The sequence below is a fragment of the Sphingomonas sp. CFBP 13728 genome, from assembly GCF_014841895.1.
In the GTDB taxonomy this organism is placed as follows: Bacteria; Pseudomonadota; Alphaproteobacteria; order Sphingomonadales; family Sphingomonadaceae; genus Sphingomonas.
Genome location: NZ_JACYUS010000001.1, coordinates 1,237,422 through 1,263,033 on the forward strand (window position 1 = coordinate 1,237,422; position 25,612 = coordinate 1,263,033).

General features: G+C 65.7%; 28 protein-coding genes. 14 read left to right on the top strand and 14 right to left on the bottom strand.

Features of this window, described 5'->3' with window-relative positions; genetic code table 11:
• Window positions 1-67 precede the first annotated feature (67 nt).
• On the top strand, window positions 68-979 hold the full coding sequence (locus IFT67_RS05585) for an ABC transporter ATP-binding protein (protein ID WP_192145394.1): 912 nt from the start codon (window positions 68-70) through the stop codon (window positions 977-979).
• Between the two features lie 2 nt (window positions 980-981).
• Window positions 982-4,572, top strand: a complete 3,591-nt coding sequence (locus IFT67_RS05590; protein WP_192145396.1) for a M1 family aminopeptidase — start codon at window positions 982-984, stop codon at window positions 4,570-4,572.
• 94 nt (window positions 4,573-4,666) lie between these two features.
• Here IFT67_RS05590 and IFT67_RS05595 read toward each other — a convergent pair whose 3' ends face one another.
• Genes IFT67_RS05595 through IFT67_RS05605 form a run of 3 tightly spaced genes read right to left on the bottom strand, consistent with a single transcriptional unit; the run spans window position 4,667 to window position 8,908 of the window.
• Window positions 4,667-5,734 carry a lipocalin-like domain-containing protein gene (locus IFT67_RS05595; RefSeq protein WP_192145398.1) on the bottom strand — a complete coding sequence of 356 codons (1,068 nt, stop codon included), beginning with the start codon at window positions 5,732-5,734 and terminating at the stop codon, window positions 4,667-4,669.
• Window positions 5,734-8,259, bottom strand: a complete 2,526-nt coding sequence (locus IFT67_RS05600) for an FtsX-like permease family protein (protein WP_192145400.1) — start codon at window positions 8,257-8,259, stop codon at window positions 5,734-5,736. The genes IFT67_RS05595 and IFT67_RS05600 overlap by 1 nt, the downstream gene beginning before the upstream one ends.
• Window positions 8,252-8,908 carry an ABC transporter ATP-binding protein gene (locus IFT67_RS05605; RefSeq protein ID WP_342450563.1) on the bottom strand — a complete coding sequence of 219 codons (657 nt, stop codon included), beginning with the start codon at window positions 8,906-8,908 and terminating at the stop codon, window positions 8,252-8,254. Before IFT67_RS05605 ends, IFT67_RS05600 begins: the two co-directional genes overlap by 8 nt.
• 267 nt (window positions 8,909-9,175) lie before the next feature.
• Here IFT67_RS05605 and IFT67_RS05610 point away from each other — a divergent pair, with 267 nt between their 5' ends.
• The 3 genes from IFT67_RS05610 (at window position 9,176) to IFT67_RS05620 (ending at window position 10,448) form a co-directional block, all read left to right on the top strand.
• Window positions 9,176-9,376, top strand: a complete 201-nt coding sequence (locus IFT67_RS05610; protein ID WP_107961601.1) for a DUF5818 domain-containing protein — start codon at window positions 9,176-9,178, stop codon at window positions 9,374-9,376.
• 85 nt (window positions 9,377-9,461) lie between these two features.
• Window positions 9,462-9,797 carry a hypothetical protein gene (locus tag IFT67_RS05615; RefSeq protein WP_192145402.1) on the top strand — a complete coding sequence of 112 codons (336 nt, stop codon included), beginning with the start codon at window positions 9,462-9,464 and terminating at the stop codon, window positions 9,795-9,797.
• A 3-nt stretch (window positions 9,798-9,800) separates the two neighbouring features.
• A complete protein-coding gene (locus IFT67_RS05620) occupies window positions 9,801-10,448 on the top strand; it encodes an SOS response-associated peptidase family protein (protein WP_192145404.1) in 648 nt (215 codons plus the stop codon).
• A gap of 16 nt (window positions 10,449-10,464) precedes the next feature.
• Here the strand turns inward: IFT67_RS05620 and IFT67_RS05625 are convergent, their stop codons facing one another.
• The gene (locus IFT67_RS05625) at window positions 10,465-10,620 is read right to left on the bottom strand and encodes a hypothetical protein (protein WP_181321059.1); all 156 of its coding nucleotides are present in this window, start codon (window positions 10,618-10,620) and stop codon (window positions 10,465-10,467) included.
• A gap of 182 nt (window positions 10,621-10,802) precedes the next feature.
• Between IFT67_RS05625 and IFT67_RS05630 the strand changes: the two genes are divergently transcribed.
• Window positions 10,803-11,099: a hypothetical protein gene (locus IFT67_RS05630; RefSeq protein WP_446740793.1), complete on the top strand. Its 297-nt coding sequence runs from the start codon at window positions 10,803-10,805 to the stop codon at window positions 11,097-11,099.
• The gene (locus IFT67_RS05635) at window positions 11,096-11,344 is read left to right on the top strand and encodes a hypothetical protein (protein WP_192145409.1); all 249 of its coding nucleotides are present in this window, start codon (window positions 11,096-11,098) and stop codon (window positions 11,342-11,344) included. Before IFT67_RS05630 ends, IFT67_RS05635 begins: the two co-directional genes overlap by 4 nt.
• 231 nt (window positions 11,345-11,575) lie before the next feature.
• Here IFT67_RS05635 and IFT67_RS05640 read toward each other — a convergent pair whose 3' ends face one another.
• A complete protein-coding gene (locus tag IFT67_RS05640) occupies window positions 11,576-11,713 on the bottom strand; it encodes a hypothetical protein (RefSeq protein WP_192145411.1) in 138 nt (45 codons plus the stop codon).
• A gap of 320 nt (window positions 11,714-12,033) precedes the next feature.
• Here IFT67_RS05640 and IFT67_RS05645 point away from each other — a divergent pair, with 320 nt between their 5' ends.
• The 4 genes from IFT67_RS05645 (at window position 12,034) to IFT67_RS05660 (ending at window position 14,658) form a co-directional block, all read left to right on the top strand.
• Complete coding sequence (locus IFT67_RS05645) at window positions 12,034-13,206, top strand: zinc-dependent alcohol dehydrogenase (RefSeq protein ID WP_093400153.1); 1,173 nt, start codon at window positions 12,034-12,036, stop codon at window positions 13,204-13,206.
• An 80-nt stretch (window positions 13,207-13,286) separates the two neighbouring features.
• Window positions 13,287-13,745 carry a hypothetical protein gene (locus tag IFT67_RS05650; protein ID WP_192145413.1) on the top strand — a complete coding sequence of 153 codons (459 nt, stop codon included), beginning with the start codon at window positions 13,287-13,289 and terminating at the stop codon, window positions 13,743-13,745.
• An 83-nt stretch (window positions 13,746-13,828) separates the two neighbouring features.
• On the top strand, window positions 13,829-14,332 hold the full coding sequence (locus IFT67_RS05655) for a ferritin-like domain-containing protein (protein WP_060525249.1): 504 nt from the start codon (window positions 13,829-13,831) through the stop codon (window positions 14,330-14,332).
• Window positions 14,333-14,403: 71 nt separating this feature from the next.
• A complete protein-coding gene (locus tag IFT67_RS05660; RefSeq protein ID WP_192145414.1) occupies window positions 14,404-14,658 on the top strand; it encodes a hypothetical protein in 255 nt (84 codons plus the stop codon).
• A 63-nt stretch (window positions 14,659-14,721) separates the two neighbouring features.
• On the opposite strand, the gene IFT67_RS05665 is transcribed toward IFT67_RS05660, so the two are convergent.
• The 3 genes from IFT67_RS05665 to IFT67_RS05675 form a co-directional block, all read right to left on the bottom strand.
• Window positions 14,722-15,357 (bottom strand): hypothetical protein, encoded by a 636-nt coding sequence (locus tag IFT67_RS05665; RefSeq protein WP_192145416.1) that lies wholly within the window; start codon window positions 15,355-15,357, stop codon window positions 14,722-14,724.
• A 23-nt stretch (window positions 15,358-15,380) separates the two neighbouring features.
• On the bottom strand, window positions 15,381-15,692 hold the full coding sequence (locus IFT67_RS05670) for a hypothetical protein (RefSeq protein WP_192145418.1): 312 nt from the start codon (window positions 15,690-15,692) through the stop codon (window positions 15,381-15,383).
• A 68-nt stretch (window positions 15,693-15,760) separates the two neighbouring features.
• Window positions 15,761-16,030, bottom strand: coding sequence for a GlsB/YeaQ/YmgE family stress response membrane protein (locus tag IFT67_RS05675; RefSeq protein ID WP_093400148.1), 270 nt, complete (start codon window positions 16,028-16,030; stop codon window positions 15,761-15,763).
• Window positions 16,031-16,210: 180 nt separating this feature from the next.
• Between IFT67_RS05675 and IFT67_RS05680 the strand changes: the two genes are divergently transcribed.
• Window positions 16,211-17,677 carry a PAS domain S-box protein gene (locus tag IFT67_RS05680; protein ID WP_192146498.1) on the top strand — a complete coding sequence of 489 codons (1,467 nt, stop codon included), beginning with the start codon at window positions 16,211-16,213 and terminating at the stop codon, window positions 17,675-17,677.
• 73 nt (window positions 17,678-17,750) lie between these two features.
• Entirely contained in the window at window positions 17,751-18,707 is a 957-nt protein-coding gene (locus IFT67_RS05685) for a bifunctional methionine sulfoxide reductase B/A protein (RefSeq protein WP_192145420.1), read from the top strand.
• 18 nt (window positions 18,708-18,725) lie between these two features.
• Here the strand turns inward: IFT67_RS05685 and IFT67_RS05690 are convergent, their stop codons facing one another.
• Window positions 18,726-19,100 (bottom strand): winged helix-turn-helix transcriptional regulator, encoded by a 375-nt coding sequence (locus tag IFT67_RS05690; protein WP_192145422.1) that lies wholly within the window; start codon window positions 19,098-19,100, stop codon window positions 18,726-18,728.
• An 87-nt stretch (window positions 19,101-19,187) separates the two neighbouring features.
• On the opposite strand from IFT67_RS05690, the gene IFT67_RS05695 reads away from it, so the two are divergent.
• Window positions 19,188-19,922: an SDR family NAD(P)-dependent oxidoreductase gene (locus IFT67_RS05695; RefSeq protein ID WP_192145424.1), complete on the top strand. Its 735-nt coding sequence runs from the start codon at window positions 19,188-19,190 to the stop codon at window positions 19,920-19,922.
• Window positions 19,923-20,049: 127 nt separating this feature from the next.
• On the opposite strand, the gene IFT67_RS05700 is transcribed toward IFT67_RS05695, so the two are convergent.
• The 5 genes from IFT67_RS05700 to IFT67_RS05720 all read right to left on the bottom strand — a co-directional run bounded on the left by IFT67_RS05700 (window position 20,050) and on the right by IFT67_RS05720 (window position 25,521).
• Window positions 20,050-20,610, bottom strand: a complete 561-nt coding sequence (locus tag IFT67_RS05700; protein WP_192145426.1) for a YkgJ family cysteine cluster protein — start codon at window positions 20,608-20,610, stop codon at window positions 20,050-20,052.
• 89 nt (window positions 20,611-20,699) lie between these two features.
• Entirely contained in the window at window positions 20,700-21,020 is a 321-nt protein-coding gene (locus IFT67_RS05705) for a hypothetical protein (protein ID WP_181321057.1), read from the bottom strand.
• Window positions 21,021-21,096: 76 nt separating this feature from the next.
• On the bottom strand, window positions 21,097-21,777 hold the full coding sequence (locus tag IFT67_RS05710; protein ID WP_192145428.1) for a haloacid dehalogenase type II: 681 nt from the start codon (window positions 21,775-21,777) through the stop codon (window positions 21,097-21,099).
• 136 nt (window positions 21,778-21,913) lie between these two features.
• Entirely contained in the window at window positions 21,914-24,415 is a 2,502-nt protein-coding gene (locus tag IFT67_RS05715) for a PAS domain-containing hybrid sensor histidine kinase/response regulator (protein WP_192145430.1), read from the bottom strand.
• Between the two features lie 203 nt (window positions 24,416-24,618).
• On the bottom strand, window positions 24,619-25,521 hold the full coding sequence (locus tag IFT67_RS05720) for an SDR family oxidoreductase (RefSeq protein WP_192145432.1): 903 nt from the start codon (window positions 25,519-25,521) through the stop codon (window positions 24,619-24,621).
• Window positions 25,522-25,612 lie beyond the last annotated feature (91 nt).

Consider the following 25,612-nt stretch of genomic DNA (forward strand, 5'->3'; position numbering starts at 1 on the left):
GGATCGATAAGCGCTTTACTCAAGCAATACACCGCGTACACTGCTTCCCGAACCGGAAGAGGTGCTCATGCTCGATCTCGAAAACGTCACGCACGTCTACGCCAACGGGACGAGGGCACTCGATGCGGTGACGCTGCACGTTCCCAAGGGAATGTTCGGGCTGCTGGGGCCGAATGGGGCGGGCAAGTCGACGCTGATGCGGACCGTCGCCACGTTGCAGACGCCGACCGAGGGCACGATCCGCTTCGGCGATATCGACGTGATTGCGAAACCCGAGGCGTTGCGCGAGCGGCTCGGGTATCTGCCGCAGGATTTCGGCGTCTACCCGCGTGTGTCCGCGTATGACATGCTCGATCACATGGCGGTGCTGAAGGGCGTGGCATCGGCGCAGGAGCGCAAGGAAACCGTCGAGACGTTGCTCGAACAGACCAATCTCTGGGCGGTCCGCAAGAAGGCGATCGCCGGGTTTTCAGGCGGCATGCGACAGCGTTTCGGCATCGCGCAGGCGCTGATCGGCAACCCCGAACTCATCATCGTCGACGAACCGACCGCCGGGCTGGATCCCGAAGAGCGCAACCGGTTTCTCAACCTGCTTGCCGAGATCGGCGAAAACGTCGTCGTGATCCTGTCGACGCATATCGTCGAGGACGTGTCGGACCTGTGCCCGCGCATGGCGGTGCTGGCCGCCGGACGAATCCAGCTGGAGGGCGCGCCCCTCGATTTGATCGCGAAGACTCGCGGCGCGGTGTGGGCGAAGACGATCGGGCGCGACGAACTCGACGAATGCCGGCTGCGCTACGAGATTATCTCGACGCGGTTGTTCGCGGGTCGCACGATCATCCACATCCTGTCCCCCGACGATCCCGGCGACGGTTTCACCGCGGCCGCAGGCGGACTGGAGGACGTCTATTTCTCCACGCTGGCGCGATCGCGACGGGTGCCGGCAAGCGAACCCGTTTCCTCGACCGTGGCAGCATAGTCGTGTTCGGCCAGATCGCCCGGTTCGAGCTGCGCTATCAGTTGCGCAACCCCGTGTTCTGGGTGGTTGCGATCCTGTTCTTCCTGCTGACCTTCGGGTCGATGACGGTGGAGCAGATCCAGATCGGCAGCGGCGCCAACATTCACAAGAACGCACCCGTCGCGATCGCGCAGGTGCATCTGATCATGTCGCTGTTCTTCATGTTCGTGACGACCGCGTTCGTCGCCAACGTGATCGTGCGGGACGACGAGAGCGGGTTCGGCCCGATGGTACGATCCACGCGGGTCAGCAAGTTCGACTATCTGATCGCGCGCTTCCTCGGCGCGTTCGGTGCCGCCGCGCTCGCCTTCGCCGCGATCCCGCTTGCGATCTGGCTCGGTTCGCTGATGCCCTGGATCGATTCGGAGACGCTCGGTCCGAACCGGCTGAAGGATTATGCCTATGCGTATTTCCTGCTGGCCCTGCCCAACGTCTTCCTGACGTCGGCGATCTTCTTCGCGGTCGCGACGGCGACGCGGTCGATGATGTACAGCTATCTCGGCGTCGTCGTGTTCCTGATGCTGTATCTGGCGATCAACGCGGTACTGCGCGCAAAGCCCGAATGGCGGGCGACCGGCGCCTATTTCGAGCTGTTCGGGTTTGGCGCGTTCGGTACGACGACGCGCTATTGGACCGCGAGCGAAGCCAATGGCGGCATGCCGCCGTTCACCGGCGTGCTGCTGGCCAACCGGGCGATTGCGATCGCCATCGGACTGGTAGCGGTCGGGATCGCCTATGCCCGGTTCAGCTTTGCCGAACGGGGCGTGTCGAAGCGCAAGCTGCGCAAGCAGGCGCGTACCGCGGCGCGGCTCGCTGCCACGCCACCGCTGATCGTCGACCGCCTGCCCGCGGCACGTCCGCAAGATGCCGCCTGGGCGCGAATGCTGTCCCGCTGCAAATTCGAGATGGCGCTGGTATTCCGCAGCCCGGCGTTCCTCGTGCTGCTGCTCATCGGGCTGTTCAATTCGCTTGGCGGCCTGCTGTTCGCCAACGAGATGTTCGGTGCGCCGATCCGCCAGCTGACCTTCGCGGTGATCGGCACGCTGCAGGGTAGTTTCAGCATCATCCCGCTGATCATCGCGATCTATTATTCGGGCGAACTCGTCTGGCGGGACCGCGAACGCGGCATGCACGAGATCGTCGATGCGACCTCGCTGCCGAACTGGGCGTATCTGGTGCCCAAGGTGCTGGCGGTGACGCTGGTGCTGTTCGCGACGTTGCTCGTATCGGTGATCACCGCATGCATCGTCCAGCTCGCGCGCGGCCAGACCGATCTCGCGCTCGGTCATTACCTGCTCTGGTACCTGCTGCCGATGACGGTGGACGTGCTGCTGCTCGCGATCCTGGCCGTGTTCATCCAGGCCATCAGTCCCAACAAATATGTCGGTTGGGCGGTGATGGTCGTCTACCTCGTGGCCACGATCACGCTCAGCAATATCGGTTTCGAGCACCCGCTCTACCAATATGGCAGCACGGGTAACACGCAGCTGTCCGACATGAACGGCGACCAGATCGGCGGTCCTGCCGGCTGGTGGCTCAGGCTGTACTGGGGCGGTGTCGCGGTTGCGCTCGGCGTGATCGCGCACCTGCTGTGGCGCCGCGGGACCGAGACCCGGCTCAAGGCACGGCTGGTGCATCTGCCCCGTCGGCTGCTCGGGGTGCCCGGCGCGATCATGGCGGTGGCGCTGTGCGTCACGGCAGCAACGGGCGCGTTCCTGTATCACGACATGGATGTCGTGAACGTCTATCGGACGAAACAGGAAGGCGAGGCGCGACAGGCGCTCTACGAGAAGAAATACCTCAAATACCTCGCACTGAAACAGCCTTCCATCACCGACATGCGCGTGAGCGTAGCGTTGTACCCCGAACAGCGGCGGATGGTGGCGAGCGGTACCTACGCGTTCGTCAACGACACCGGCGCGCCGCTTCGCGATCTTCACGTCCGCATGATGGACGACCTGACTCACCTGCGCGCGGTGACGGTACCCGGTGCGACGGTCGTGATGAACGACGCGGACCTGCAATACCGCATCTACCGCTTCGCACGTCCGATGGCACCAGGCGCCAGGGGAACCATGACGTTCCGCACGGACCGCTGGCAGCGCGGGCTCGTCGCCAACAACGACGATACCCGTCTCGTCGGAAACGGGACCTTCCTCAACAACGGCGAATTCGCGCCACGGTTCGGGATGGACAAGAACGGCCTGCTGCAGGACCGCGCCAAGCGCCGCAAATACGGTCTCACCCCCGAACTGCGTCCCGCCAAGCTGGAGGACCGGTCGGCACAGGCTCGCAACTTGATCGTCAACGCGCCCTGGGTGCATTCCGACATCACCGTGTCGACGATCGCAGGCCAGACGCCGATCGCGCCCGGCGACAAGGTGGCCGACAGCACGGCCGGCGGACGTCGCACCGCGCGCTTCGTCTCGCGCGCACCGATCCTCGCGTTCTTCTCGGTCCAGTCCGCCGCCTATGCGGAAAAATCGCGACGCGCCGACGGCACGGCCCTGACGGTGTTCTACGATCCGCAGCACCCGTTCAACGTCGATCGCATGCTCGACGCGATGCAGCGCTCGCTCGCCTATTACCGCGCCAATTTCGGGCCCTATCAGTTCGACTACGCGCGGATCATCGAGTTTCCCGGCTACCAGAGCTTCGCGCAGGCCTTTGCCGGTACGATCCCCTATTCCGAACGCATCGGCTTCATCGCCGATACCCGCAATCCCGACACGATCGACTATGTCAGCTACGTCACCGCGCACGAACTCGGCCATCAATATTGGGGCCATCAACTGATCGGCGCGGATATGCAGGGCGGATCGATGCTCATCGAAACGATGGCGCAATATTCCGCGCTGATGGTGATGAAGCACGAATATGGCGACGACAAGATCCGCCGCTTCCTGAAATACGAACTCGACTCGTATCTGCGCTCGCGCGGCGGCGAGGTCGTCGAGGAAGTCCCGCTCGATCGCGTCGAGAACCAGGGATACATCCATTACCGCAAGGGCTCGCTCGCGGTGTACCTGTTGCAGGATCGGCTGGGCGAGGACCGCGTCAACGCGATGCTCCGCGACCTGCTCAACCGCTACCGGTTCAAGGGCGCGCCCTATCCCCGCTCGCTCGATCTCGTCGACGGCTTCCTGTCGCTCGCGCGCAATCCGGCCGAACGCCAACTCGTGCTCGACCTGCTCGATCGCATCACCGTGTACGATCTGAAAGCATCGGCCGCGACGACCCGCAAACTGGCGGACGGCACCTACGAAACCATGCTCACGCTCAACGCGGGCAAGGTCTATGCGAACGGCGCCGGGGTGGAGAAAGCCGCGCCGCTGAAGGACGATATCGATGTCGGTCTGTTCGACCAGCGCCCCGGCCTCGGCAGCTTTGCCGCGAAGGACGTGATCCTCAAGGAGCGCCGACCGATCGTGTCGGGTATGCAGACCGTACGGATCGTCTCCAAGCGTCGCCCGGCATTTGCCGGTATCGATCCCTATACGCTGTACGTAGATCGCAACAGCGACGACAATGTCGTTGCCGTCACGGACAGATGATCGCGGTTCGCTTCCCGAACGATACCGCGGACGGCGAGATGGCGGAGCTTGGCGAGCGCGCGCATTGATCACGCCTGCGCGCGCGATTGCCGAGCTACATCGCCAGCGCCTTGTCGTATCCGGTCAACTCCAGATAGCCGCGGCCTCCGGGCGTCCGCACCGCACCTTCCCAATAGACGGGCAGTCCGCTTCGCCGTGCGTCGAGTTCCTGCGCGGCGAACATCGGCGTCAGCCGGCGGGTCGTGATCTTGCCGCCGACCCTGATGCTGAGATCCTGCATGACCGGATAGACGGCACCGGTCGCGCGGCTCCGCCATGTCGCGACCGGCCGGAAGGCCACGTCGCCAGGTCCGAGTACCATCGTTCGCCCATCGGCACGGCGTAGCGCGCCGCCCGCCCATAACGTGCCGCCGCCCTTGCGCCGTATCCTGAACGCCATCAGCGCGGAGCCATCGTCGAAATTGAGGCCGGTCCAGTCCCAGCCTTGCGCGGCCGGGGCGAGGTAGTTCGACGACCATTCGCGGTCGAGCCATGCTTCGCCGGTGACCGCGACGGGCCGGCCGGCGCGCGTGACGGTGCCCGCGACGCGCAGATGCGGGATCGAGTAATAATAGCTCGCCTCCTCGGGGCGCGGCCCCTTCCGGCTATAGCCGCCCTGCCCCTGCGGCAGCGGCGGCTGGGTCGGCTGGAAGGCGAGCGCGAGTTGAAAGCCGTCCGCCGTCACGCGCGTGCGCCAGCGCCCGTCCGCGCCACGGCGAAGCTGCCAGTCGCGGATCGCCACGTCCGCGTCGTCGGTCCGCGCCGATGCCAGACCAAAGCCCTGCCGCGTGGCGCGCTCGCCGTGGAGCAGGCGCCCGGTCGCCGGGTCGGACAGCGCGGCGTGCGCGAAAAGCACCTGCCGCGCCGCGAACCGGCTCGGGTTTGCGGAATCGACGGGGGGCCGCGTGCGGAAGAAGGTCACCTGGAAACCGAGATCCTTGCCATCCGCGGTTTTCAGCCAGCCGGTCACGTACCACCATTCGGTCCGGAACGCTGGATGCGCACCGTGGTCGCCGGGAAAGCGCAGTAGGATGCCCGGCTTCACCTGCGGATACGGCGTGGCCGCGGGTGCCGCCACGGCGACCGCGGCCAGCAAGCCGGCCATCATCAACGTTCGCCGCATCACCAATCCTCCCGAACCGACGTGATCGCGCTGCGCGCCGTCGCGCGTCGCCCTGCCAGCACCGCGGTCAATGCCGCCGCACCGGTCAGCGCCGCGGCCACGCCGAACAGCGTGCCGACCGGGATGCGCGTCGTCATCGTCCAGTTGAACGACTGCGGGTTGATGACGTGGATCAGCACCTGTGCCAGCACCAGCCCCAGGCCGATGCCCGCAAGCGCTCCCGTCAATCCGACGATCGCGCCCTCCGTCGCCAGCATCGACATTAGCTGGCGGCGGGTCAGGCCAAGGTGCCGGAGCATGCCGAATTCGCGTTCGCGCGCGATCGTCTGCGCGGACATGGTCGCCGCGACACCCGCCAGCCCGACCAGGATCGCCACCGCCTCGAGCAGGTAGGTGACGGCAAAGCTGCGATCGAACAGCGTGAGCGCGAGCTTTCGCAAGGTTGCCGGCCGGGTGATCTCGACCTGATCGCGCAGCGCTGTGGGAAGCCGCGCGGTCAGGCCCGCGGCAACGCGATCGGCGTCCTGTCCGGGCGTCACCATCACCGATATTTCGTCGCGCCCCTCGTCGCCGGTCAGGCGCTGATAATCCGCCTCGTCGATCAGCACGGCGCCCGCCTGCCGGCCGTAATCGCGCCAGACGCCGGCGACGAAAAAGCGCGTTCGGCCGGCGATAGGCAACGCGATCGTGTCGCCCGGCTCCCAGCCGTAGAGACGCTGAGCGGGCTCGGACACCCAGACCGGCAACGTGCCGGCCGGCACGCTCGGCGCACGATCGATCAGCACCAGCAGGGGATCGCGGCCGTTGCGCTCGGGCCGCGCGATCAGGCTGACCGGGGGGCGATCGGCGGCGATCGTCAGCGGCAGCTGCCGGCTGAAGGCGACGCGTGCGATCCCGGGCGTCGCGGCCAGCCTCGTGCGCGTTGCCGGATCGAACGACGCCCCCGCCGTCGTCCGCGCATACAGATCGGCACCGAGCACGTCGCCCAGCCAGTCGTCGACCGCGCCCCGGAAGCTTGTCACCATCGTCGCCATCGCGATCATCAGCGCGGTCGAGGCGACGATCCCGCACAACGCGGTGGCCGCTTCGCCGGGTGCGCCGTGCAGATGGCGCACGGCCAGCAGGCGCGGGACGTTCGCTGCGCCGCGACGAGCGAGCGGCGCGAGCAACGTCCGCGCGAACCACGGCACGCCCGCCACGCCCCCCGCGAGCATCAGCGCCATCCCCGCAAAGCCGAACAGCGGCAGCCCGCGGACCGCGGGCAAGACCGCCGCGCCGCCGCCTGCGACGAGCAAGGCTGCGGCCGGCCACCACGCGATCCGCTGCCGGGGATCGATTACGTCGCCGACGTTCTTGAGCGCGGCCGCCGGTGCGGCGCGTGCCGCGACGCGCGCGGGCAACGCGCTCCCCAGGCACGCCGCGAGCAGGCCGAGGGCGAAAAAGACCATCGCGGCCAGCGGTTGGAACACGACCTGCGAATGGCCCCCTGCGAAATACCCCGCGCCGAGATCGCCGCCGAACCAGTGCAGCGCCGCCCATGCCAGGCCGTAGCCCGCCAGCAATCCGACCGCCGACCCAACCACGCCGATCGCGACGCCTTCGACGACGACCGCCGCCATCACGCCACCGCGCGGCATGCCCAGCGTCCGCAACAGCGCGAACGCACGCTGACGACGCACCACCGACAGCGATTGCGCGGAATACACCAGGAAGCCGCCCGTCAGCAGCGCGACCAGCGCCAGCATATCGAGGTTGACGCGATAGGCACGCGACAGGGCGTCGCCCTGCGCATTCTGCTTCTCGGGGGTGGAGAGCACGGCGTCCGCCGGCAGCAGCGCGCGCAGCGCCGGCTCGGCTACGGCACGATCGGACAGCGCGAGGTCGAGCCGGTCGATCCGGCCCAGCCTGCCGAACCGCCATTGCGCCGCGGCGATGTCGATCACGCCGATCGTCGCATCGTCGGTGGCGGGCAACGTACCCGCGATCCGCAACGGCACCGTCCGGCCGTTCGCGACGACCGTGACCGTCGATCCTACCCGTGCTCCGGTTTGCATCAGCGCACGGCGCGAGAGGAACAGCGCGGCCTCGTCGAAGACGGCATCGTTCTGCGTATCCGGCCCGGAGGCACGCAAGCCGATCAGCGACGGAGTCACCGCCGCGGCGCGGATCACGTCGACCCCCAGCAGCGTGACGCGAACGCCGCCGATCCGCGCATCCAGGCTGACGACCGGACTGGTGTCGGCGACGCCATCCGCGGTCGCCACCCGCGGGTAGACGCGTTCGTCGAAGCCGAGCGGACTGGTCGCGCGGATCGACAGTTCGGCGGCGCCGCTGATCCCGCGCATCGCCCCGTCGAACGAGGCCAGCGCGGACCCGTTGACGAGGTGGACGGCAAAGCCCAGCGCGACGCCGACCGCGATCGACACCGCGGTCATCAGGAAGCGCGCGGGATGGAAGCGCCACTCGCCACCGATCAGCCAGCGCAGCGCAAGCCTGCCCGAAAATCCCCCGGCCCGATCAGCCACGCCGGTCGACCAACCCTTCCGCCCCGAGCGTCAGCACGCGGTCCGCCATCGCGGCACTCGCCTCCGAATGCGTCACCATCACGCCGGCCGCGCCATGCCCCCGCACCGCGTCGGCAAACAGCGCCAGCACGCGCGCCGCGGTCTCCGGATCGAGGTTCCCGGTCGGCTCGTCCGCCAGGATCAGCGCGGGCCGGTGCACCAGCGCGCGCGCGATCGCGACGCGTTGCAGTTCGCCCCCCGAAAGATCGCGGGCATAGCCATCGCCTCGCCCGCCCAGGCCGACGGCATCGAGCATATCCTCGGCGCGGCGATCGGCGGCTGCTGCGTCCGGCGATACCAGCGCGAGCGGCAGCGCGACGTTCTGGCGCAAGGTCAGATAGGGCAGGATGTGGAAGGCCTGGAACACGAAGCCGATCCGTTCCCGGCGAAGCCTGGTGCGCGCGGTTTCGTCGAGCGCGGCCAGGTCGACGCCATCGATCGCGACGCTGCCGCCATCCGCATCGTCGAGGCCGGCGAGGATGTTGAGCAACGTCGATTTGCCGACCCCGGACTCGCCGATGATCGCCACGAGTTCGCCGCCGTGAACCGCCAGATCGAGGTTTCGAAACAGGCGCCGCGGGCCCGGCACCGACTTGGTCAGCGCCCGCACGTCGAGGAGAGGGGCCGTGTCCAGAAGGGGCGTGTCGAAAGGGACCCTGGCCCCGTCGGTCTCACCAGAAGAAATCTCGCGCGCGCTCATGGATACTCCTGCGGTCCGCCGTCTGATCGACCACGCAAGATGGTACAACCGGCCGTCGCCTTCTGTTCCCGCAAATCTCCCGCTCCACGATCTTATCAGCGAAAACCGCTGTAGGCGCGACCGGGCTCGTGGCAGAGGCTTCACGAAATCGAGACGATGACGAGGCGGGAACGGAAGATGGACGTCGGTACTAGGATCAACGAGGTCGGGCTGCTCGTCCGCGATGGCGGCGCATTCTATCTGCGTCGCGACGCCGGTGGCCGGTTCGAACTCGAGCTGCACCGCACGCCCGTCGATCTCGTCGAAAAACGCGTGCGCCTGATCGGCACGCTCGTCGGCCCCGACCTCGTCAACGCCGACGGTGTCTCGCCAGCGTGAACCGCTATCGGCCGGGAAACGCCGGCTACCGGTCTGAGACGGTGCCGTATTGCGTAGGGCGCCGAACCGCGCTTAGGCTCGCGCGATGGAAAACACAGCCTCCCCGCTCGACCTGTTCACGCGGCTCGAAATCGCTCTCGAAGAACGCAGCGAAGCCGCCGATGCGTTCGACCTGTTCAAACAGGATGCCGTGATGGCGCATGCGCCCGCGCCGGGCGACGAGCCCGCCGTCACCAGCGACGAGGCGGCAGATGCCGCTGCGGGCGAAGTCGACATGTTCAGCGCCGAGGTCCGCGACCTGCTCAACACCGCGTCCGATGTGGACCTCACGAACGCCTATGCGCAATCCGGTGGCGAAGTCGGCCATCCCGTCGCCGAAGCACTGCTCGGCGAGATCAAGCGTCGTGGCCTCGGATCCTGATCGATGTGTAATCGCGCTCGGTTCGACGGCGAACCGGAGACTATCACCGAGCGCTTCGGTGCGGACTGGCTGACGACGAAGCCGATGGACAACCGGTTCGATTCGAAGGAACTGCGTCCGTTCGGCCGGGCCTATGTCGTGCGCAACGATGGCGGGCGTCGCGGGCTCGACGTGATGGAGTGGGACGTCCTGGCCGGTCAGGCGAGGCAGGCCGGTCGCAAGGTCGCGCAGACGAACGTGCGCAGCCTTCACCTTCCGCAATGGCGTTCGCTCGTCACCGATCCGGCGAACCGGTGCCTCATTCCGCTGACCGAATTCTGCGAATGGGCGCGCCAGCCGACCGATCTCGGCGACGGCAAGAAGCCGATCAAGGGCGAGATGTGGTTCGCGGTTACCGACCAGCCGGTGTTCGCGGTCGCCGGCTTCTGGCGTCAGGTCGGCGATCAGCGCTATTTCGCCATGGTGACGTGCGACACGAACGCGCTCGTCGCGCCGATCCATCCGAAGGCGATGATCACGATCCTCCGCCCCGACGACCAGGAACGCTGGCTGACCGGCAGCTACGATGATGCCCTCGCGCTACAGCGTCCGTATCCGGCGGGCGCGATGACCGTGCGTGGCCCGGTATTCCCGACGCGTGAGGCCGCCTGACCGATCGGTGATGGACCTACCCGATCCGCGCGGTCGCGGGGGGCCCGAGTGCATCGAGCGCCTCGGAGATGAGCGCTGCGACCACAGTCCACCCCAGGCTGTCGGCTTCGGCCAGCGCATCTTCGAGATGCTCGCGGAGGCGTTGATCAGGCTCAAGCGTGCGTTGTGGCACCGATGCAGCCCCGTGAACTCGGTTTTGGACGATTGCTTCGCCCGCAGAATGTTGCGATTTTCGCGCCACGTCAATTGGTGCGAAGAGGACGACGGCCGAAACCGGGACGACGCATGGCACCAGCCGCGATCTGAGCGGTTGTCCTGTCGAGCCATGCCGGCTTGAGGGTTAGCATCATGAAATTGACGGCAAAGTTCGACACACGGCGCGACGCGGAAATGACCGTCGAGCGCCTGGTACAACAGTTCGAGATCGACCGCGCGAAGGTTGTCATCGCGGCGGATGGCAATGAGAACACCGCGGGCGTGGCCGAAGACGGGTCCGACAACAAGGCCGGCGAGCCCAGCCCCGAGGCGCGCGACGACGCCGAACTCAACGGCAAGGTCGTCGTGACCGTCGACGTCGCCGACGATGCGAAAGCCGATGAAGTACGCGCGGCATTCGCCGAGTTCGATGCGTCGGAACAGGTGGCCAAGTGACCACGCCGGATACTGCAACGCCGGATACTGCGACGCAGGCTCGTCGACGCGAGATCGCCACCGAGCATCTGCTGTTCAAGCTGATGGAGTATGTCGAGGATCGCCACAGCGGCCTGCTCGACTTCATGGAACAGAGCCTCGATCACCTCGGCGATCCGGCGGCCGACGACACGAAGGACGACGACGCCGTACGCCAGATCGCGCGGAAAATGATCGTGGGAGCCAGAAAGCAAGGCGTCAGCTAAAGCGGCCGGAGCCGGGGGCGTCAGTTGAAGGCTCCAGCCTTGTCCCCCCCGGTAGCCACCGATATTCCCGCACTACTTCCGGCAAATCCGGGGCTTCATGTCGGCACCGAACGAGGCCCCGGCAGGCAGCGCGAAACCCACGATTTTCCGCGTGCGACTACCGCTACTCCAAGCGGGCCAGGCCTCTCGACCGTGTCGATGACCGGCCTCGGCAGAAACCCGCCCTACCTGTCAATTCGCATTGAGCCACAATTCGCGGAACTCCAGGTCGCGATAGCTCAACAGACCGAAGATCCTCACCGCATCGCTCGTCGAGCCAGACACCATCAATATCGCAACCGTAATGAGGTCGCCGAAGCGCTGCCGCATTAAGTATCTATGAAGTCTGAAGTTTTTCAGATCGGTATATTATCGATCAACTCAGTCGCCACTGATTGAAATCAGCATAAAATATAAATGACGGATATTCTTGCTTGTGCAGGAACGATGACGCCGCCCTGATCGCTATACCCTCCAACACGCCCTCAAGCCCTGTGACAATACTCACGGTTTCGAATGCTGCACGCTAACCATTTCGACATGGTTTTCACCTTTTTGTTGATCAGTGCCAATTTCATACTTGGCGACGTATTGCATAAATCCGCGATTTTCACAGATTTATTAGTTACACCAACAATGGAGAAGCTTCGATGCGCGCACTCGTTTGGCATGGCAAAGGCGACGTCCGCGTCGATACTGTTGCCGATCCCGAGATCAAGCATCCGCGCGATGCGATCATCAAGGTTACGGCCTGCGCGATCTGCGGATCTGATCTGCATCTACTCGACGGCTACCAGCCGACGATGCAGGCGGGCGACATCCTTGGCCACGAGAACATGGGCGTCGTCGTCGCGCTCGGCTCCGAAGTCACCAACCTGAAGATCGGCGACCGTGTCGTGGTGCCATTCACGATCAGCTGCGGTGATTGTTTCTTCTGTCGCAAGGGGCTGTTCTCGGCGTGCGAGCGGACCAATCCGAATTCCGAGATGGCGATCAAGGCAATGGGCCATTCGCCCGCCGGCCTGTTCGGGTTCAGCCACATGCTGGGCGGTTATTGCGGCGGCCAGGCCGAGTATCTGCGCGTGCCGATGGCGGATATCGGCCCGATCAAGGTGCCCGACAGCGTCACCGACGAGCAGGCGCTGTTCCTCTCCGACATCTTCCCGACCGGTTACATGGCCGCCGAGAATGCGCAGATCGAGCCGGGCGATACCGTGGCGATCTGGGGCTGCGGTCCGGTCGGCCAGTTCGCGATCCGCTCGGCGCTGATGCTCGGTGCGGGCCGCGTGATCGCGATCGACGAGGTGCCCGAGCGTCTGGCGATGGCCGAGGCGGGTGGTGCGGAGACGATCAACTTCGCCGAGGTCGACAGCGTCTATGACGAACTCCAGTTCCGCACCAAGGGCCGTGGCCCCGACAGCTGCATCGATGCGGTCGGCGCAGAGGCTTCGGGTCATGGCGCGATGGATGCGGTGATCGACAAGGTGAAGGCGGCGACGTTCCTCGCGACCGACCGCGTGCACGTGTTGCGCGAGGCGATCATGAGCTGCCGGATGGGCGGCACGGTGTCGATCCCCGGCGTCTATGTCGGGATGGGCGACAAGATCCCGATCGGCGCGATGATGAACAAGGGGCTGACGATCAAGACCGGCCAGACGCACGTCCAAGCCTACACCAAGCCACTGCTCGCCCGGATCGAGGCGGGCGACATCGACCCGAGCTTCGTCGTGACGCACCCGGCCAGCCTTGAGGATGCGCCTGAGATGTACCAGAAGTTCCGCGACAAGCAGGACGGCGTCATCAAGGTCGTGCTGCGGCCGTAACCCCTTCCCGGCCCGGTCTGCTCCCGATGAGCGGACCGGGCCGGTTTGTTTTGATCCGCTACATTCAGAAGGACGTACCGATGAGTGACAAGGTTCATACCCCCGTTCCCGGCAACCCTGCGAGCAAGGGCGCACCGGACGGCGTCTCGGACTCCCCGAGCGGCCACGATGATGTTCACGGCCGCAGCGAGGGCGGCGAAAGCGGCGGCGGCTCCTATCCCAATCCGCATGCCGGCAAGACCGAGACGAACACCGGTTTCATGGCACATGGCGGCCAGACCGACATCGCCTATCACGGTGGCGGGCAGGCCGGCGAGGACCGCGGCAGCGCGGCGAACGGCGTGGCAGGATCGGGCGGCGGTGACGGCACGACGATCGCCGCCGACCCTGATGCCGATCGCGTACCGCATGCGATTACTGCCGAATGTCGCACGATCGAGGTCGTCAAGACGTCGGGCATCGCCGAGGCCGAGGCCAACGGCAAGATCGGCACCGATGCCCGGTACGAGGAAGAGCAGAAGCAGCCCGGCGCCGGCTGAGGTCGCCACGCTTCGATCCGCATTCCCGAAATTTAAAATCAGCCGCCGCGCATCCCGCCCGGCGACATCAAGAGGATGATCCCATGTCTGCACCCGAAGATCTCCAGGAAATCTACACCGACGAGCTCAAGGATCTGTGGTCCGCGAACGACCAGATGAAGAAGGTCCTTAAGAAGATCACGTCGAAGGCGAGCGACGCGTCGCTGAAGGACATGCTGACCAAGTCGCAGGCGGATATCGAGACGCATACCGACCTGCTCAAGGACCTGATCGCGTCGAACGACGAGAAGGTCTCGAAGGAGCATTGCAAGGGCATGGAAGGCCTCGTCGCCGAAGCCACCAAGCATGTTCTCGAGGAAGGTCCGGAAAAGGGTCCGCTGCTCGATGTGATGATCATCGCACAATATCAGCGGATGACGCATTACGGGATCGCCGGGTTCGGCACGGCGACGGCGTACGCCAAGGCGCTGGGGCTCAAGGACGACCACAAGAAGCTCAGCGCGGCCACCAAGGACATCTACGGTGGCGACGAATATATGACGAAGCTCGCCGAGACGACCGTCAACATCGACGCCGAAGACGAATGACTCTCGATCGCCCGCTGGCATCACGTCGGCGGGCGTTGATGCGATGCAGGCAGAGGACGGAAGCGGAGATCATGACGACCTATCCCTTGAGCGAACCGGCTACGATCTATCGAACGGCTGACCAAGACGAGGGCTCGGCGCGGGAAGTCGTCGCGCGTGGCAGCCTGTCGGATTGCGCCGAAATCCTGGAGGATTGGTCCAGGACCGATCGGTCTTCCGTCGAGATCGAGATCGACGACATGTCGCTGCGCTACGGCCCGGACGAGATCGAGGAACTGCTCACCTTCCTGCGCGAAGAGCACAAGGACTCGCCCAGCCCGGTCTAGACGTCGTCCTCGCGATGCGAAAGACACCGCCGACCTGTTTGGCAGGTCGGCGGTGTCGTCGTATCAGTAGGTCGTCGACGTCGGTGTGGACCGATAGCGGTCACGCTCGGCGGCCACTTCGTCGCGGCTGTAGGCAGGGGCGGTGTCGTCGAACGACGACCAACCGTCCTGACGATAGGCGCTGCCACGCGTCGACGCGTCTACCGACCGGTTGCGGTCCAGCACCGCTTCGGCCTCGGTTGCCAAGCTATCGTCGACCCGCGCACTGAGCAGCGTGCCGCCACGGCGGACGCCTTCCGAATAGACGTGAGCCTCGTCGTCGGAGTGGCCGGCATCCTTCAGGGCGCCGACGATCGTTCCCGTCGCAGCCCCACCGGCAGCACCGATGCCTACGCCAACGACGGTCGATGCCAGCCACCCGGCCGCAACGATCGGACCGAGACCGGGGATCGCGAGCAGGCCGAGCCCTGCCAGCAGGCCGCCGACGCCACCGACCGCAGCACCGGTCGAGACGCCACGGCTGACGTCGCCGTGATCGTTGACGTCGCCGAGCGACGTGGCCGCGTCGCCATGCGCGCCGTCCGCGTTGTTGGCGACGATGCTGATGGAATCATGCGGCACGCCCAGGCGTTCGAGGTCGTGCAGCGCCGCGGTCGCGTCCGAATAGTCGTCGAACAGGCGGGTGATGGTCTTGGTCATGGTATCTCTCCTATCGAATGGATTCAGCGCGACGAGACGTTGCCCTTGTAGTCGAGCCCGACATGGACGGTCTTGCCGGCGCGGGTGCCCGTGCCCCGCCAGACGCCGTCCTTGTCCTTCGCCAAGCGCGAGATCGAGCGATAGCCGGCCTTGGTCAGCCGACCGCGGGCCTGGTCTTCCGAGAAGGAATTGGCACCGCTGGCGGGGGCGGCGACGTGCGCCGCGGCACTCGCCTTGACCGCGGGGTTGTGCGCGCCGGTATGCGTCGCGGTCTGCGCGACGGCGCCGGAGGCCAGCAGCATCGCGCCGCATGCCAGGATAACTCGAACGGTCATTGCACTCTCCTAAGTGTCTGTATTTTCCGGGGTGTGGGAGGGCGACGCGAGCGTGCCCTCCCGTTCGCTCAGCGCACCGTACCGCGACGAAACATGTTGACGATCGCGAGCAGGATCACCGCGCCGACCAGCGAAATGAGGATCGACTGGATGTTGAGCGCGCCGTCCATGATCGATGCGCCACCGATCAGCGGCGTGATCAGGAAGCCGGCGAGCAGCGCACCGACGATGCCGACGACGACGTTGAGGAAGACGCCCTGCTGCGCATCGGTCCGCATGATCATGCTGGCGACCCAGCCGATGAGTCCGCCGACGACGAGAAGGATGATGAGGTTCATGATGAGGCTCCTGTTCGATAATGGTACAGGTGCCTCAACAGTCTCGATGCCCGATCCGTTCAGTTCGCGCGCTTTTCGACGAATTCGGAATTGGTGCGCAAGTACCGGGGCTATTGGTAGATTTATGCCGGCCCGACCGGAACCCGAAGCGCTTCACGGCGCTGAACCGGGATGACCAAGATGCCCGCCAAACCGCTTCACGCCCCCACCCTGCACCATCTCGAACAGCTGATGACCGGGCTGCTCGAAGGCGTGATCCTGATGGATCCGACCGGGATCATCCTGAGCGCCAACCCGGCCGCGCTGAAAATGCACGGGGTGCGGGCGGTCGAGGATCTCGGGCAGACCGCGGACGACTATGCGACGCGGTTCAGCCTGCGTTACCGGGATCGTCGCAAGCTGCCGCGGCGGGACTATCCGCTGATGCGGCTGCTCGCGGGGCAGAGCTTCCCCGACCTGATCGTCGAGGTCGCGCCGGTCGATGCCGACGAACCGCGCTGGGTCCACCAGGTGCGCGACATCGTCATGGACGAGGATGGCGGCGAGCCCGATTGCCTGGGGCTCGTCATCAACGACGTCTCCGAACGGTTCGACGCGGAGGATCGGTTCGAGGCGATGTTCCACGCCAACCCCGCCCCCGCGCTGATCATCCGCGTCGCCGACCAGCGCTATGTGCTCGTCAACCAGGGTTTCCTCGACCTGTCTGGTTATGCGCGCGACCAGATCGTCGGCAAGACGCTGTTCGATTTCGACTTTCTCGCGGAGGTCGACCGCAAGGCGTTCGTCAAGGACTGCGTCGCGGCGGGCAAGACGATCCCGCAGCTCGAGGCGGAACTACCGCTCGCCGACGGCGAGAAGACGCTGGTCATCCTCGCGGGCCAGCCGATCGAGGTCGCCAATCAGGATTGCCTGTTGTTCACCTTCGCCGATCTCGAACCGCGGCGGCGTGCCGAACATGCGCTGAAGGCGAGCGAGCGCCACTTCGCTTCGGTGTTCGAGATGGCGCCGGTCGCGATGGTCGTGACCGAAGGCGGCGACAACCGCATCGTCCAAGTCAACGCGGCGTTCAAGGCGCTGACCGGCTACACGGACCGCGCGGTGATCGGCCGCATCGCCGACGACCTGCAGCTCTGGAACGATGCCGCGCAGCGCCAGCAGCTCGAAACCGAGATCGGCGAGCATCGCGGCTTCCGCAGCCGCGACGTGCAGTTGCTGCACAAGGCCGGCGAGGCGCTCGACTGCCTCGTGTCCGCCGAACGGATCAGCGTCGACGGCGCGCCGTGCGTGCTGTGGCTTTACCAGGACATCTCGGCACGGCGGCGCGGCGAGCTGGAACTGGTCGAGGCGATCGATGCGGTGATGAAGGACGCCAACTGGCTCAGCCGGTCGATCATGGACAAGCTGGCGACCTTGCGGAACCCGCGCGGCGCTACCGGGTCCGCGACACCCGCGGCCGATCTCAGCAAGCGCGAGCGCGAGGTGCTGGAGCTGATCTGCCAGGACCTCGACGATGCGGCGATCTCGGACCGGCTCGGCCTGTCGCGCAACACCGTCCGCAACCACGTCGCGCGTCTGTATGCGAAGATCGGCGTCAACCGGCGCAGCGCCGCGATCGTCTGGGCACACGAACGCGGGGTGGGCGCCTGATACGAACGCCGCCTGCGCACCACCTCGACAGCACGCGGCAGGCTTACCACATTCCGGTCAACGGAGTGCTGCCATGACCGATTACCGCAAGACCGAAGACGCCGTCGCCGCGCTGACGCCCGAACAATACCGGGTGACGCAGGAGAACGCGACCGAGCGTCCCGGCTCCGGCGCGTTGCTGCACACCAAGGACGCGGGCATCTATGTCGACATCGTCTCGGGTGAGCCGCTGTTCGCGAGCGCTGACAAATACGAGTCTGGCTGTGGCTGGCCGAGCTTCACCCGACCGATCGAGCCTGCGAACGTCAGGTCGAAGCGCGACTGGTCGATGCTCATCCCGCGCACGGAGGTCCGCTCGGCGCACGGCGACAGCCATCTGGGGCATGTCTTCAAGGACGGCCCACGCGGCCGCGGCGGATTGCGCTACTGCATTAATTCGGCAGCGTTGCGGTTCGTCCCGCGCGGCGAGATGGCGGCGCAAGGCTATGCCGCGTATCTCGATCAGGTCGAGGAGTTTCCCGCCAGCACCGAGCGCGCGGTGCTCGCCGGTGGCTGCTTCTGGGGCATGCAGGACCTGATCCGCGCGCTGCCCGGAGTCGTCTCGACGCGCGTCGGCTATTCCGGCGGCGAGATCGCCAACGCGACGTACCGCCGTCACGGCAACCATGCCGAGGCGATCGAAATCGTCTTCGATCCGGGGCGCACCGACTTTCGCACGCTGCTCGAATTCTTCTTCCAGATACACGATCCGACGACGGCCAACCGGCAGGGCAACGATCGCGGCGCCAGCTATCGCTCGGCGATCTTCTACACCGACGACGACCAGAAGGCGGTGGCGCAGGACACGATCGCCGACGTCGAGGCATCGGGGCTATGGCCGGGCAAGGTCGTGACCGAACTCTCCCCGGTCGGCGATTTCTGGGAGGCCGAGCCCGAACATCAGGATTATCTCGAGCGCAAGCCGAACGGCTATACCTGCCATTTCGTCCGCCCGAACTGGAAACTGCCACGCCGCGCGGAGGCGGCCTGAGCGCGGCGCGAGTGTGGGTCAGCCCGCCTCGCGCTGCCAGCCATCGCGCTCGGCGAATACCCGCGTGACCTCCGCCATGTTCTCGGTCCCCCAGGTACACAGCGGCGCCAGCGCCTCGGCAAGGCTCCGCCCCATCGGCGTCAGCGTGTAGTCGACCCGCGGCGGGACCTCGTGGTGATCGGTCCGCGTGAGCACCGCGTCCGCCTCCAGTTCCTTCAACTGCTGGATCAGCATCTTGTCGCTGACGCCGCGTACCGAGCGCTTGAGTTCGCCGTAGCGATTGGGCTGCTGCAACAGGAAATACAGGATCAGCGGCTTCCACTTGCCGGCGATGATGCGGAGCGTCACGTCGAGGCCGCAGGTGAAGCCGTCGGTCGGAGGTGGCAAAGTCATGCTAGGAGGTACTAACCAAAAGGTGGATACTTGTCGATGGGTGTGCACACCACCAGCTAGCAGTCTTGGCAAACACGGAGACATCAGATGGACAGATTGAACGGCAAGACGGCGATCGTGACCGGCGGCGGCACCGGGATCGGCCTCGCATCGGCCAAGCGCTTCATCGACGAGGGCGCATTCGTCTACATCTTCGGGCGGCGCCAGGCTGCACTCGACGCGGCGCTCGTCGAACTCGGCGAGAATGCCCGCGCGATCAGCGGCTCGGTCTCCGACATGGCGGATCTCGATCACCTGTTCGAGACGGTCAGGACGGAGCGCGGTTCGCTCGACATCCTGTTTGCCAATGCCGGCACCGGCGAGCTCGTCCCGCTCGGCGAGATCACACCCGAGCATTACGACCGGACGTTCGACGTCAACGTGAAGGGCCTGGTATTCACCGTGCAGAAGGCGCTGCCGCTGATGCGCGCGGGCGGCTCGATCATCCTCACCGGCTCCAGCACGAGCGTGATGGGAACGCCGCGGTTCAGCGTCTACAGCGCGACCAAGGCGGCGATCCGCAATTTCGCGCGCAGCTGGGCGCTCGATCTCCGCGGCACCGGCATCCGCATCAACGTGCTGTCGCCGGGACCGACCAAGACCGAACTCGCGCTGGAGGTGGTCGGCGAGGATGCGATGACGGAAATGGGCGCGGGCACCCCGATCGGCCGGGTCGGCGAACCCGCCGAGATCGCCGCCGCTGCCGCCTTCCTGGCGTCCGCGGACAGCAGCTTCATGACCGGCAGCGAGATGTTCGTCGACGGCGGCGTCGCGCAGATCTGAGTGATTGGGGGTTGCAGGGCGACGTCGCGTGGCTTGCAATCCCCCTTCGAAAACGACGTCGGCGATTGCAGAACGACCGCCTCGCGCGGCGCCGGTCTGGTGACGAGTCTCCCGTCTTTCCGCTTATCTAGCCATTGGCGGCGAACACACCGTAGCGTTCGCGCCATGCGGCTACTTCGTCGCGCAGATGGTGCGGCGCGGCGTCGCCCGAGAGGACGAGGCGAGCGACATCGTTATCGGGATGCATCAGCATTTTCTTCGATCCGTCGCTGAACCAGACGGGGATCAGCTGATCGCACACGCTGTCGAGTACCGTTGCAGCCAGGCCGTTCTCGATCGCGTTGCTGCCGGCAAGCACGCGGACATTGATCGAGACGCCTTCGAAGCAGTTCTGCGGCGCCTTGACGAAGTTGATCGACACGAGAAGGCCCGACTGATCCGGTCTAGCGTCATCGGGCAGGCTGGCGATCCGTCGCCACGCGCAGAACCAGGTCCGGCAAATGCGGGGACGGACGGCGTGAATACCGCACCCTTGTCCCGAGAGGTGGATACAGGGTGTTCCCGCCGGTTTGGCGAAATCGGGCGTATCGACCGTGAGTTCGGTGCAGCACACCGTGCAATCGCCGCATGCGCGATCCGCCAGGACCGGCCCCAGGAGCGTGGTTTCCAGGTCGGTGTCGGTGTGCATCCGCTTCGGGCGGTCCTTTGTTGGGGACTTGGAACAGGTCGGCACGGCGAACCCGGCGACGTCTTGATTTCCACGCGGGGGCGGAAACCCTAATTCCCTTCGGCGTCTACCGTGAAGATCATCGGCTTGCCACGTGACATCGGCTCCCATCCCGCGAGCAACGCTGCCCTGACGCCACGGGATATGGTCGGATCGTCGATCTGGAGCCGCCCACGCGGCAATCCCTTCAACAGGCGTTTGGGCGCAGGAAATTCCAGCACCGCCTCCCGCTGGGTATCCTTCTCGCGCAGGGACACCATCATGCCCTTCCAGCCTTCGGCATCGGACCATTGCGGCTCGCGCTGGAGTTGCCAGTCGTAGGAGATGCCGTCGACCTCGACGGTACCGGTATTGCTGCGGATGTTCGACATGCGCGCGGCCATAGCACGCTTGTCGTGCCAATCCACGCGTTCCGGTCTCGTCCTGCCGGGAAGCCTTGCGGCGACGCTACGGTCGGGACACGATCGCCTGCGCCGCATCCTCGACGTCGCGGGCGATGAGCGTAGGCTGCGGAACACCGTCGATCGGCAGCGGCGCGTTCACGCCGCGCGTGATCAGTGCCGCGTTCCACCCGAACGACTGCGCGCCGATCGTGTCCCATATATGCGCCGCCATCAGCCACGTATCGCGCGGAACCGCCGCCATCGCATCGGCGACGTGGCGATAGGTTGCAGGCGCCGGCTTGAACCCTCGCACGGTATCCACCGTGAAACGCCGTTCGAACATCGATCCCAGCCCTGCCTTGTCGAGCGCGTCCGGCCCGACACCCTTGGGCGAGTTTGTGAGCGTGACCAACGAAAACCCGGCATCCCTGAGCAATGTCAGGCCCGCGGCAACGTCCACATGCACGGGCATGTCCGCGATCAGCCTGCCAAGCTCGCGGACATGGTCGTCGGTCACCGCGACGCCGTGAACCTGACCGAGCATCCGCAGCACACCGCCTCCCAGCGTTCCGAATGGAACATAAGGTCCCGCGAGCGAAAGCGACTGCGAATACAGGATCAGCTGAGCGAACCATTCGCGCATGCGCGCCGGGGCCGCGAAGATATCGGCGAACAGCGGTTCGAGGCTGTCGATGTCGAGCAACGTCTCGTTGACGTCGAATACGATCAACGGGCGTCTGGTCATAAACGAGGCCTTCCGGGCGAAGCATGATGCACGAGCCGAACCAACTCGGGGATGGACCGATGTTTCCGTGTCTCCGCCCGCAGGTCCGGCTCACCGCGGGTCGTGCCTCGCGTCGACGAACAGGCTCCTGCCCGCGTCACCGAGGTCGCGACACCTTCCTCAGGGCCCGGGACAACGCATCGATGGAATACGGCTTGTGCAGCAGATCGAACCCGTGCGCACCGCTCTGCGCGAGAACCTCGCTGTAGCCGCTGGTCAGCATGACCGGCAGCGTCGGATAGAGGCGGGCGATCTCCTGGCCGAGTTCCACACCGGACATACCGGGCATCATTACATCGGAGAACACGACGTCGAACCGATCTGCGCCGGATGCCAGTTCGGCCAGCGCCCGATCGCCGTTCATCGCCAGGACGGTGTCGTATCCCAACTCTGCCAAAGCCTGCGTCGCGAACATCCCGACTTCCGCATTGTCCTCGACCACCAGAACGCAGGCGCCCTCGCCGAGCAGCAACGACGTGTCGCCAGCCTCCGTTACGGCGCCCGACACCTGATCCACGCGAGGCAGGTACATCGTGAAGGTCGCCCCCTCGCCTTCGATGCTTTCGACGAAGATGTCCCCGCCCGACTGTTTGGTGAAGCCGAACACCTGGCTCAATCCCAGCCCGGTCCCCTCGCCCACGCCCTTGGTGGTGAAGAAAGGTTCGAAGATCTGGTCGATCCGGTCGGCGGGAATACCGGGGCCGCTGTCTGCCAGGCACACCGTGACGAACGCACCGGACACCGCCGGATGCGATCGGATGGCGGGCATCTCGGCGGTCTCGCCGACCGATATCGTCAGCTCGCCGCTCCCCTTCATCGCGTCGCGGGCGTTGACGGCCATGTTGACGATCGCGGTGTCGAACTGGCTGCGATCGGCATCGATATGGCATGGTTCGGCTCGCAGCAGCACCGTGACCTGGATCCGGGAGCCGGTCAGGGTCCGCACCATGTCGCTGATCGTCCGCACGCTGGCGGCGGCATCGAAGACCTCGGGGGTCAGCGACTGTCGGCGCGCGAAGGCGAGCAATTGCCCGGTCAGCTTGGCCGCGCGATCCGCCGTATCCGAGATCGCATCGATATAGCGCTCGCGACGCTCGTCCGAGATACCCGGCCGGCGAAGAAGATCCACCGATCCGCGTATCACCGTCAGCAGGTTGTTGAAATCATGCGCGACACCGCCGGTAAGCTGGCCGATCGCCTCGACCTTCTGCGACTGGCGCAACGCATCCTCGGCCCGCACGAGCTCACCCGTACGATCGGCGACGCGCTGCTCGAGATGCTCGTTGAGGGACCGCAACGCCGCGATCGCGGTGTCACGCTCGGCCTCGACGGTGCGCCGCGCCTCCACGTCGATCAGGACGCCCGGAAACCTGAGCGGGGTGCCATCGGGCCCATGATCGACACGGCCGTTCGCCTCTATCCAGTAATAATGCCCATCGACACGGCGGACCCGGTATTGATGGGCATAGGAGCCCCCGCGCGCGATCACGTCGTTGATCGCGTTCGCCAATCCCTCCTGATCGTCCGGATGGACGGTCGCGACGATCTGGGCGAGCGGTATGCCTTCTCGACCCAAGGCCGGATCGATGCCGAAGGCGTTGGCAAACCCCTCGTCGATCGCGAACTGGTCGCTGGGCAGATCCCAGTGCCAGGTGCCGATGATCGCACCCGCCGCCAACGCGAGCTGCACACGCTCGACGTTCTCGCGCGCCAATGCCTCGCTGGCACGCAACCGCTGCTCGGCTTCGCGACGTTCGGTGACATCGTTGAACAGGATCGCGATCTGAAGGTCTTCGGGATTGCCCACCGGGACCGCGCGCACCTCGAACCAGCGACCGAACCCTTCCGCATAGCTTTCGAAATTGGCGGGCTCGCGCGTTTTCGCCACCCGGCCGTAGGTCTCGAACCAGAACCGCTCCAGGTCCGGGGCGTGTTCGGTGACCCATTTCCCGCGAAGGTCGGCGCCCGACTGTCGTTCGAACGCGGGATTGGCTTCGATGAAGCGGTAGTCGACCGGTCGATCGTCGCCATCGAACTTGACCTCGATGATCGCGAACGCGGAATCGACCGTTTCGAGAACGGTCTGGAAGCGCTCCTTGACCTGCTTCAGCGCAGCACCCGCGACATGGGCATCGGTGCGGTCGCGCAGGATCTTGACGAAGCCCAGATGCTCGTGACCACCGTCGTGCAACGGTAACAGCTCGCCCGAGGCCCAGAAACGCTGGCCGCTCTTGCGCAGATGCCAACGCTCGTCCGAGGCACGCCCGTCTTGCAACGCCAGTTTCATTTCCTGATCGATGCGACCGCTGGCCCGGTCCTCAGGCGTAAAGAAACGTTCCGCGTCGCGACCGATCATCTCGGCCGCAGTCCAGCCCATCACCCGCTCCGCGCCCGGGTTCCAGTCGGTGATGATCCCGGCCGGATCGGTGATGACCATGGCGATATCGGTCGTGCTTTCGAAGATCGCCCGTTGCCGCGCCGCGCCGCTGGCAAGCGCGTTCTGGCGGGTCTCCAGCTCGGCAACCCGTGCGCGCAGACGCGCATTGTCCGCGTCGAGCTGTTCTGTCGTCAGGAAAGTCAGGGCTGCGCACTCACGCATCGTTGAAGCAATAGTGCGCCTTTTACCCGCTAAGCCCCTACGCGAAAGGCCTTTTATCGAGAGCACGACGCCGCCGTCGACGCGTATGAGTGCCTGCGCCGACATTCGGGTGACGGGGAAGGCGCGAGAGAGCGGCGCCGAGGCGACGCCGGTTCTCTCGCGCTGGCTCACCTTATCTGCCGCGCGCCCCGGGCGGCAGTGGTTCAGGCCGGGGAGACCGCCGAATAGTCCATCCGCCCGAGGTCATCAAGCAGCGTCGGGCCGGCTGGTCGCCAGCCGAGTCGTTCGCGCGTGATCGCGCTCGAGGCGGGCATATCGAGGCTGGCGAACCGTGCCATCCACCCGAAATGCTCTGCGGCCTCCCCCTGCGTCATCGAGACGACGGGAACGTCCAGCCCTACCCCCACCGCCTCGGCGATCGAACGCATAGGGATCGCCTCCTCGGCCACCGCATGCCACCGCGCGCCCGGTACGTGCTGCTCGAGCGCGAGGACATAGAGGCGGGCGACATCCTCGACCGCGGCAGCGCACCAGCGGTTGTGGCCCTCGTCGACATAGGGCGACACGCGCTTCTCCCGCGCGAGATCGATCAGTGGCGAAATCAGGCCCTGCTTCACCGGATCATGGACTTGCGGCAGGCGGACGACGGCGACCGAGACGCCGCGCGCGCCAACGGCTTCGCCGGCCAGTTCGCTCGCGACGCGAGGGATCGGATCGTCGCGGTTGAAGACGTCCTCGCGTGCGGCCTGACCCGGCGCCGGCGTGCCCAGCGCGACCCCCGAGGTGATGATGAGAGGGCGATTCGACGCCGCGAGCACGTCCCCGAGCGCGCGGATGACGCGTCCATCCTTCTCGCAGGCTTCCACGAAGCGCGAGAAGTCATGATCGAAAGCGGTATGGATAACAGCATCGGCCCCCTCCGCTCCCCCCGCCAACCCCACAGGATCGTCGAGGTCGCCGCGGTGCACCTCCGCACCAGCCGCCTCGAGTCGGCGGGCACCGGCGTCGGATCGGGTATTACCGACGACCTGATGACCGGCCGCGATAAGTTCGGGGAGGATGCGAGAGCCGATGAAACCCGTCGCACCAGTCAAGAATACGCGCATGGAGATCTCCTTGGTTGAGATCGGCATTTCACGCGTCGGTGCGTCATGTTAAAATAGTGACCTTATCGAGGTATAACGACCAACAGGATCG

Bases quoted from the DNA above. Each gene is read 5' to 3' on its own strand.
- IFT67_RS05680 (WP_192146498.1), top strand. From the start codon at position 16,211: ATGCCCGCCAAACCGCTTCACGCCCCCACCCTGCACCATCTCGAACAG.
- IFT67_RS05610 (WP_107961601.1), top strand. From the start codon at position 9,176: ATGGACGTCGGTACTAGGATCAACGAGGTCGGGCTGCTCGTCCGCGAT.
- IFT67_RS05665 (WP_192145416.1), bottom strand. From the start codon at position 15,357: ATGACCAAGACCATCACCCGCCTGTTCGACGACTATTCGGACGCGACC.
- IFT67_RS05705 (WP_181321057.1), bottom strand. From the start codon at position 21,020: ATGTCGAACATCCGCAGCAATACCGGTACCGTCGAGGTCGACGGCATC.
- IFT67_RS05650 (WP_192145413.1), top strand. From the start codon at position 13,287: ATGAGTGACAAGGTTCATACCCCCGTTCCCGGCAACCCTGCGAGCAAG.
- IFT67_RS05645 (WP_093400153.1), top strand. From the start codon at position 12,034: ATGCGCGCACTCGTTTGGCATGGCAAAGGCGACGTCCGCGTCGATACT.
- IFT67_RS05655 (WP_060525249.1), top strand. From the start codon at position 13,829: ATGTCTGCACCCGAAGATCTCCAGGAAATCTACACCGACGAGCTCAAG.
- IFT67_RS05690 (WP_192145422.1), bottom strand. From the start codon at position 19,100: ATGACTTTGCCACCTCCGACCGACGGCTTCACCTGCGGCCTCGACGTG.
- IFT67_RS05675 (WP_093400148.1), bottom strand. From the start codon at position 16,030: ATGAACCTCATCATCCTTCTCGTCGTCGGCGGACTCATCGGCTGGGTC.
- IFT67_RS05640 (WP_192145411.1), bottom strand. From the start codon at position 11,713: ATGCGGCAGCGCTTCGGCGACCTCATTACGGTTGCGATATTGATGGTG.
- IFT67_RS05715 (WP_192145430.1), bottom strand. From the start codon at position 24,415: ATGCGTGAGTGCGCAGCCCTGACTTTCCTGACGACAGAACAGCTCGAC.
- IFT67_RS05620 (WP_192145404.1), top strand. From the start codon at position 9,801: ATGTGTAATCGCGCTCGGTTCGACGGCGAACCGGAGACTATCACCGAG.
- IFT67_RS05700 (WP_192145426.1), bottom strand. From the start codon at position 20,610: ATGCACACCGACACCGACCTGGAAACCACGCTCCTGGGGCCGGTCCTG.
- IFT67_RS05695 (WP_192145424.1), top strand. From the start codon at position 19,188: ATGGACAGATTGAACGGCAAGACGGCGATCGTGACCGGCGGCGGCACC.
- IFT67_RS05585 (WP_192145394.1), top strand. From the start codon at position 68: ATGCTCGATCTCGAAAACGTCACGCACGTCTACGCCAACGGGACGAGG.
- IFT67_RS05720 (WP_192145432.1), bottom strand. From the start codon at position 25,521: ATGCGCGTATTCTTGACTGGTGCGACGGGTTTCATCGGCTCTCGCATC.
- IFT67_RS05615 (WP_192145402.1), top strand. From the start codon at position 9,462: ATGGAAAACACAGCCTCCCCGCTCGACCTGTTCACGCGGCTCGAAATC.
- IFT67_RS05670 (WP_192145418.1), bottom strand. From the start codon at position 15,692: ATGACCGTTCGAGTTATCCTGGCATGCGGCGCGATGCTGCTGGCCTCC.
- IFT67_RS05660 (WP_192145414.1), top strand. From the start codon at position 14,404: ATGACGACCTATCCCTTGAGCGAACCGGCTACGATCTATCGAACGGCT.
- IFT67_RS05710 (WP_192145428.1), bottom strand. From the start codon at position 21,777: ATGACCAGACGCCCGTTGATCGTATTCGACGTCAACGAGACGTTGCTC.
- IFT67_RS05685 (WP_192145420.1), top strand. From the start codon at position 17,751: ATGACCGATTACCGCAAGACCGAAGACGCCGTCGCCGCGCTGACGCCC.
- IFT67_RS05595 (WP_192145398.1), bottom strand. From the start codon at position 5,734: ATGCGGCGAACGTTGATGATGGCCGGCTTGCTGGCCGCGGTCGCCGTG.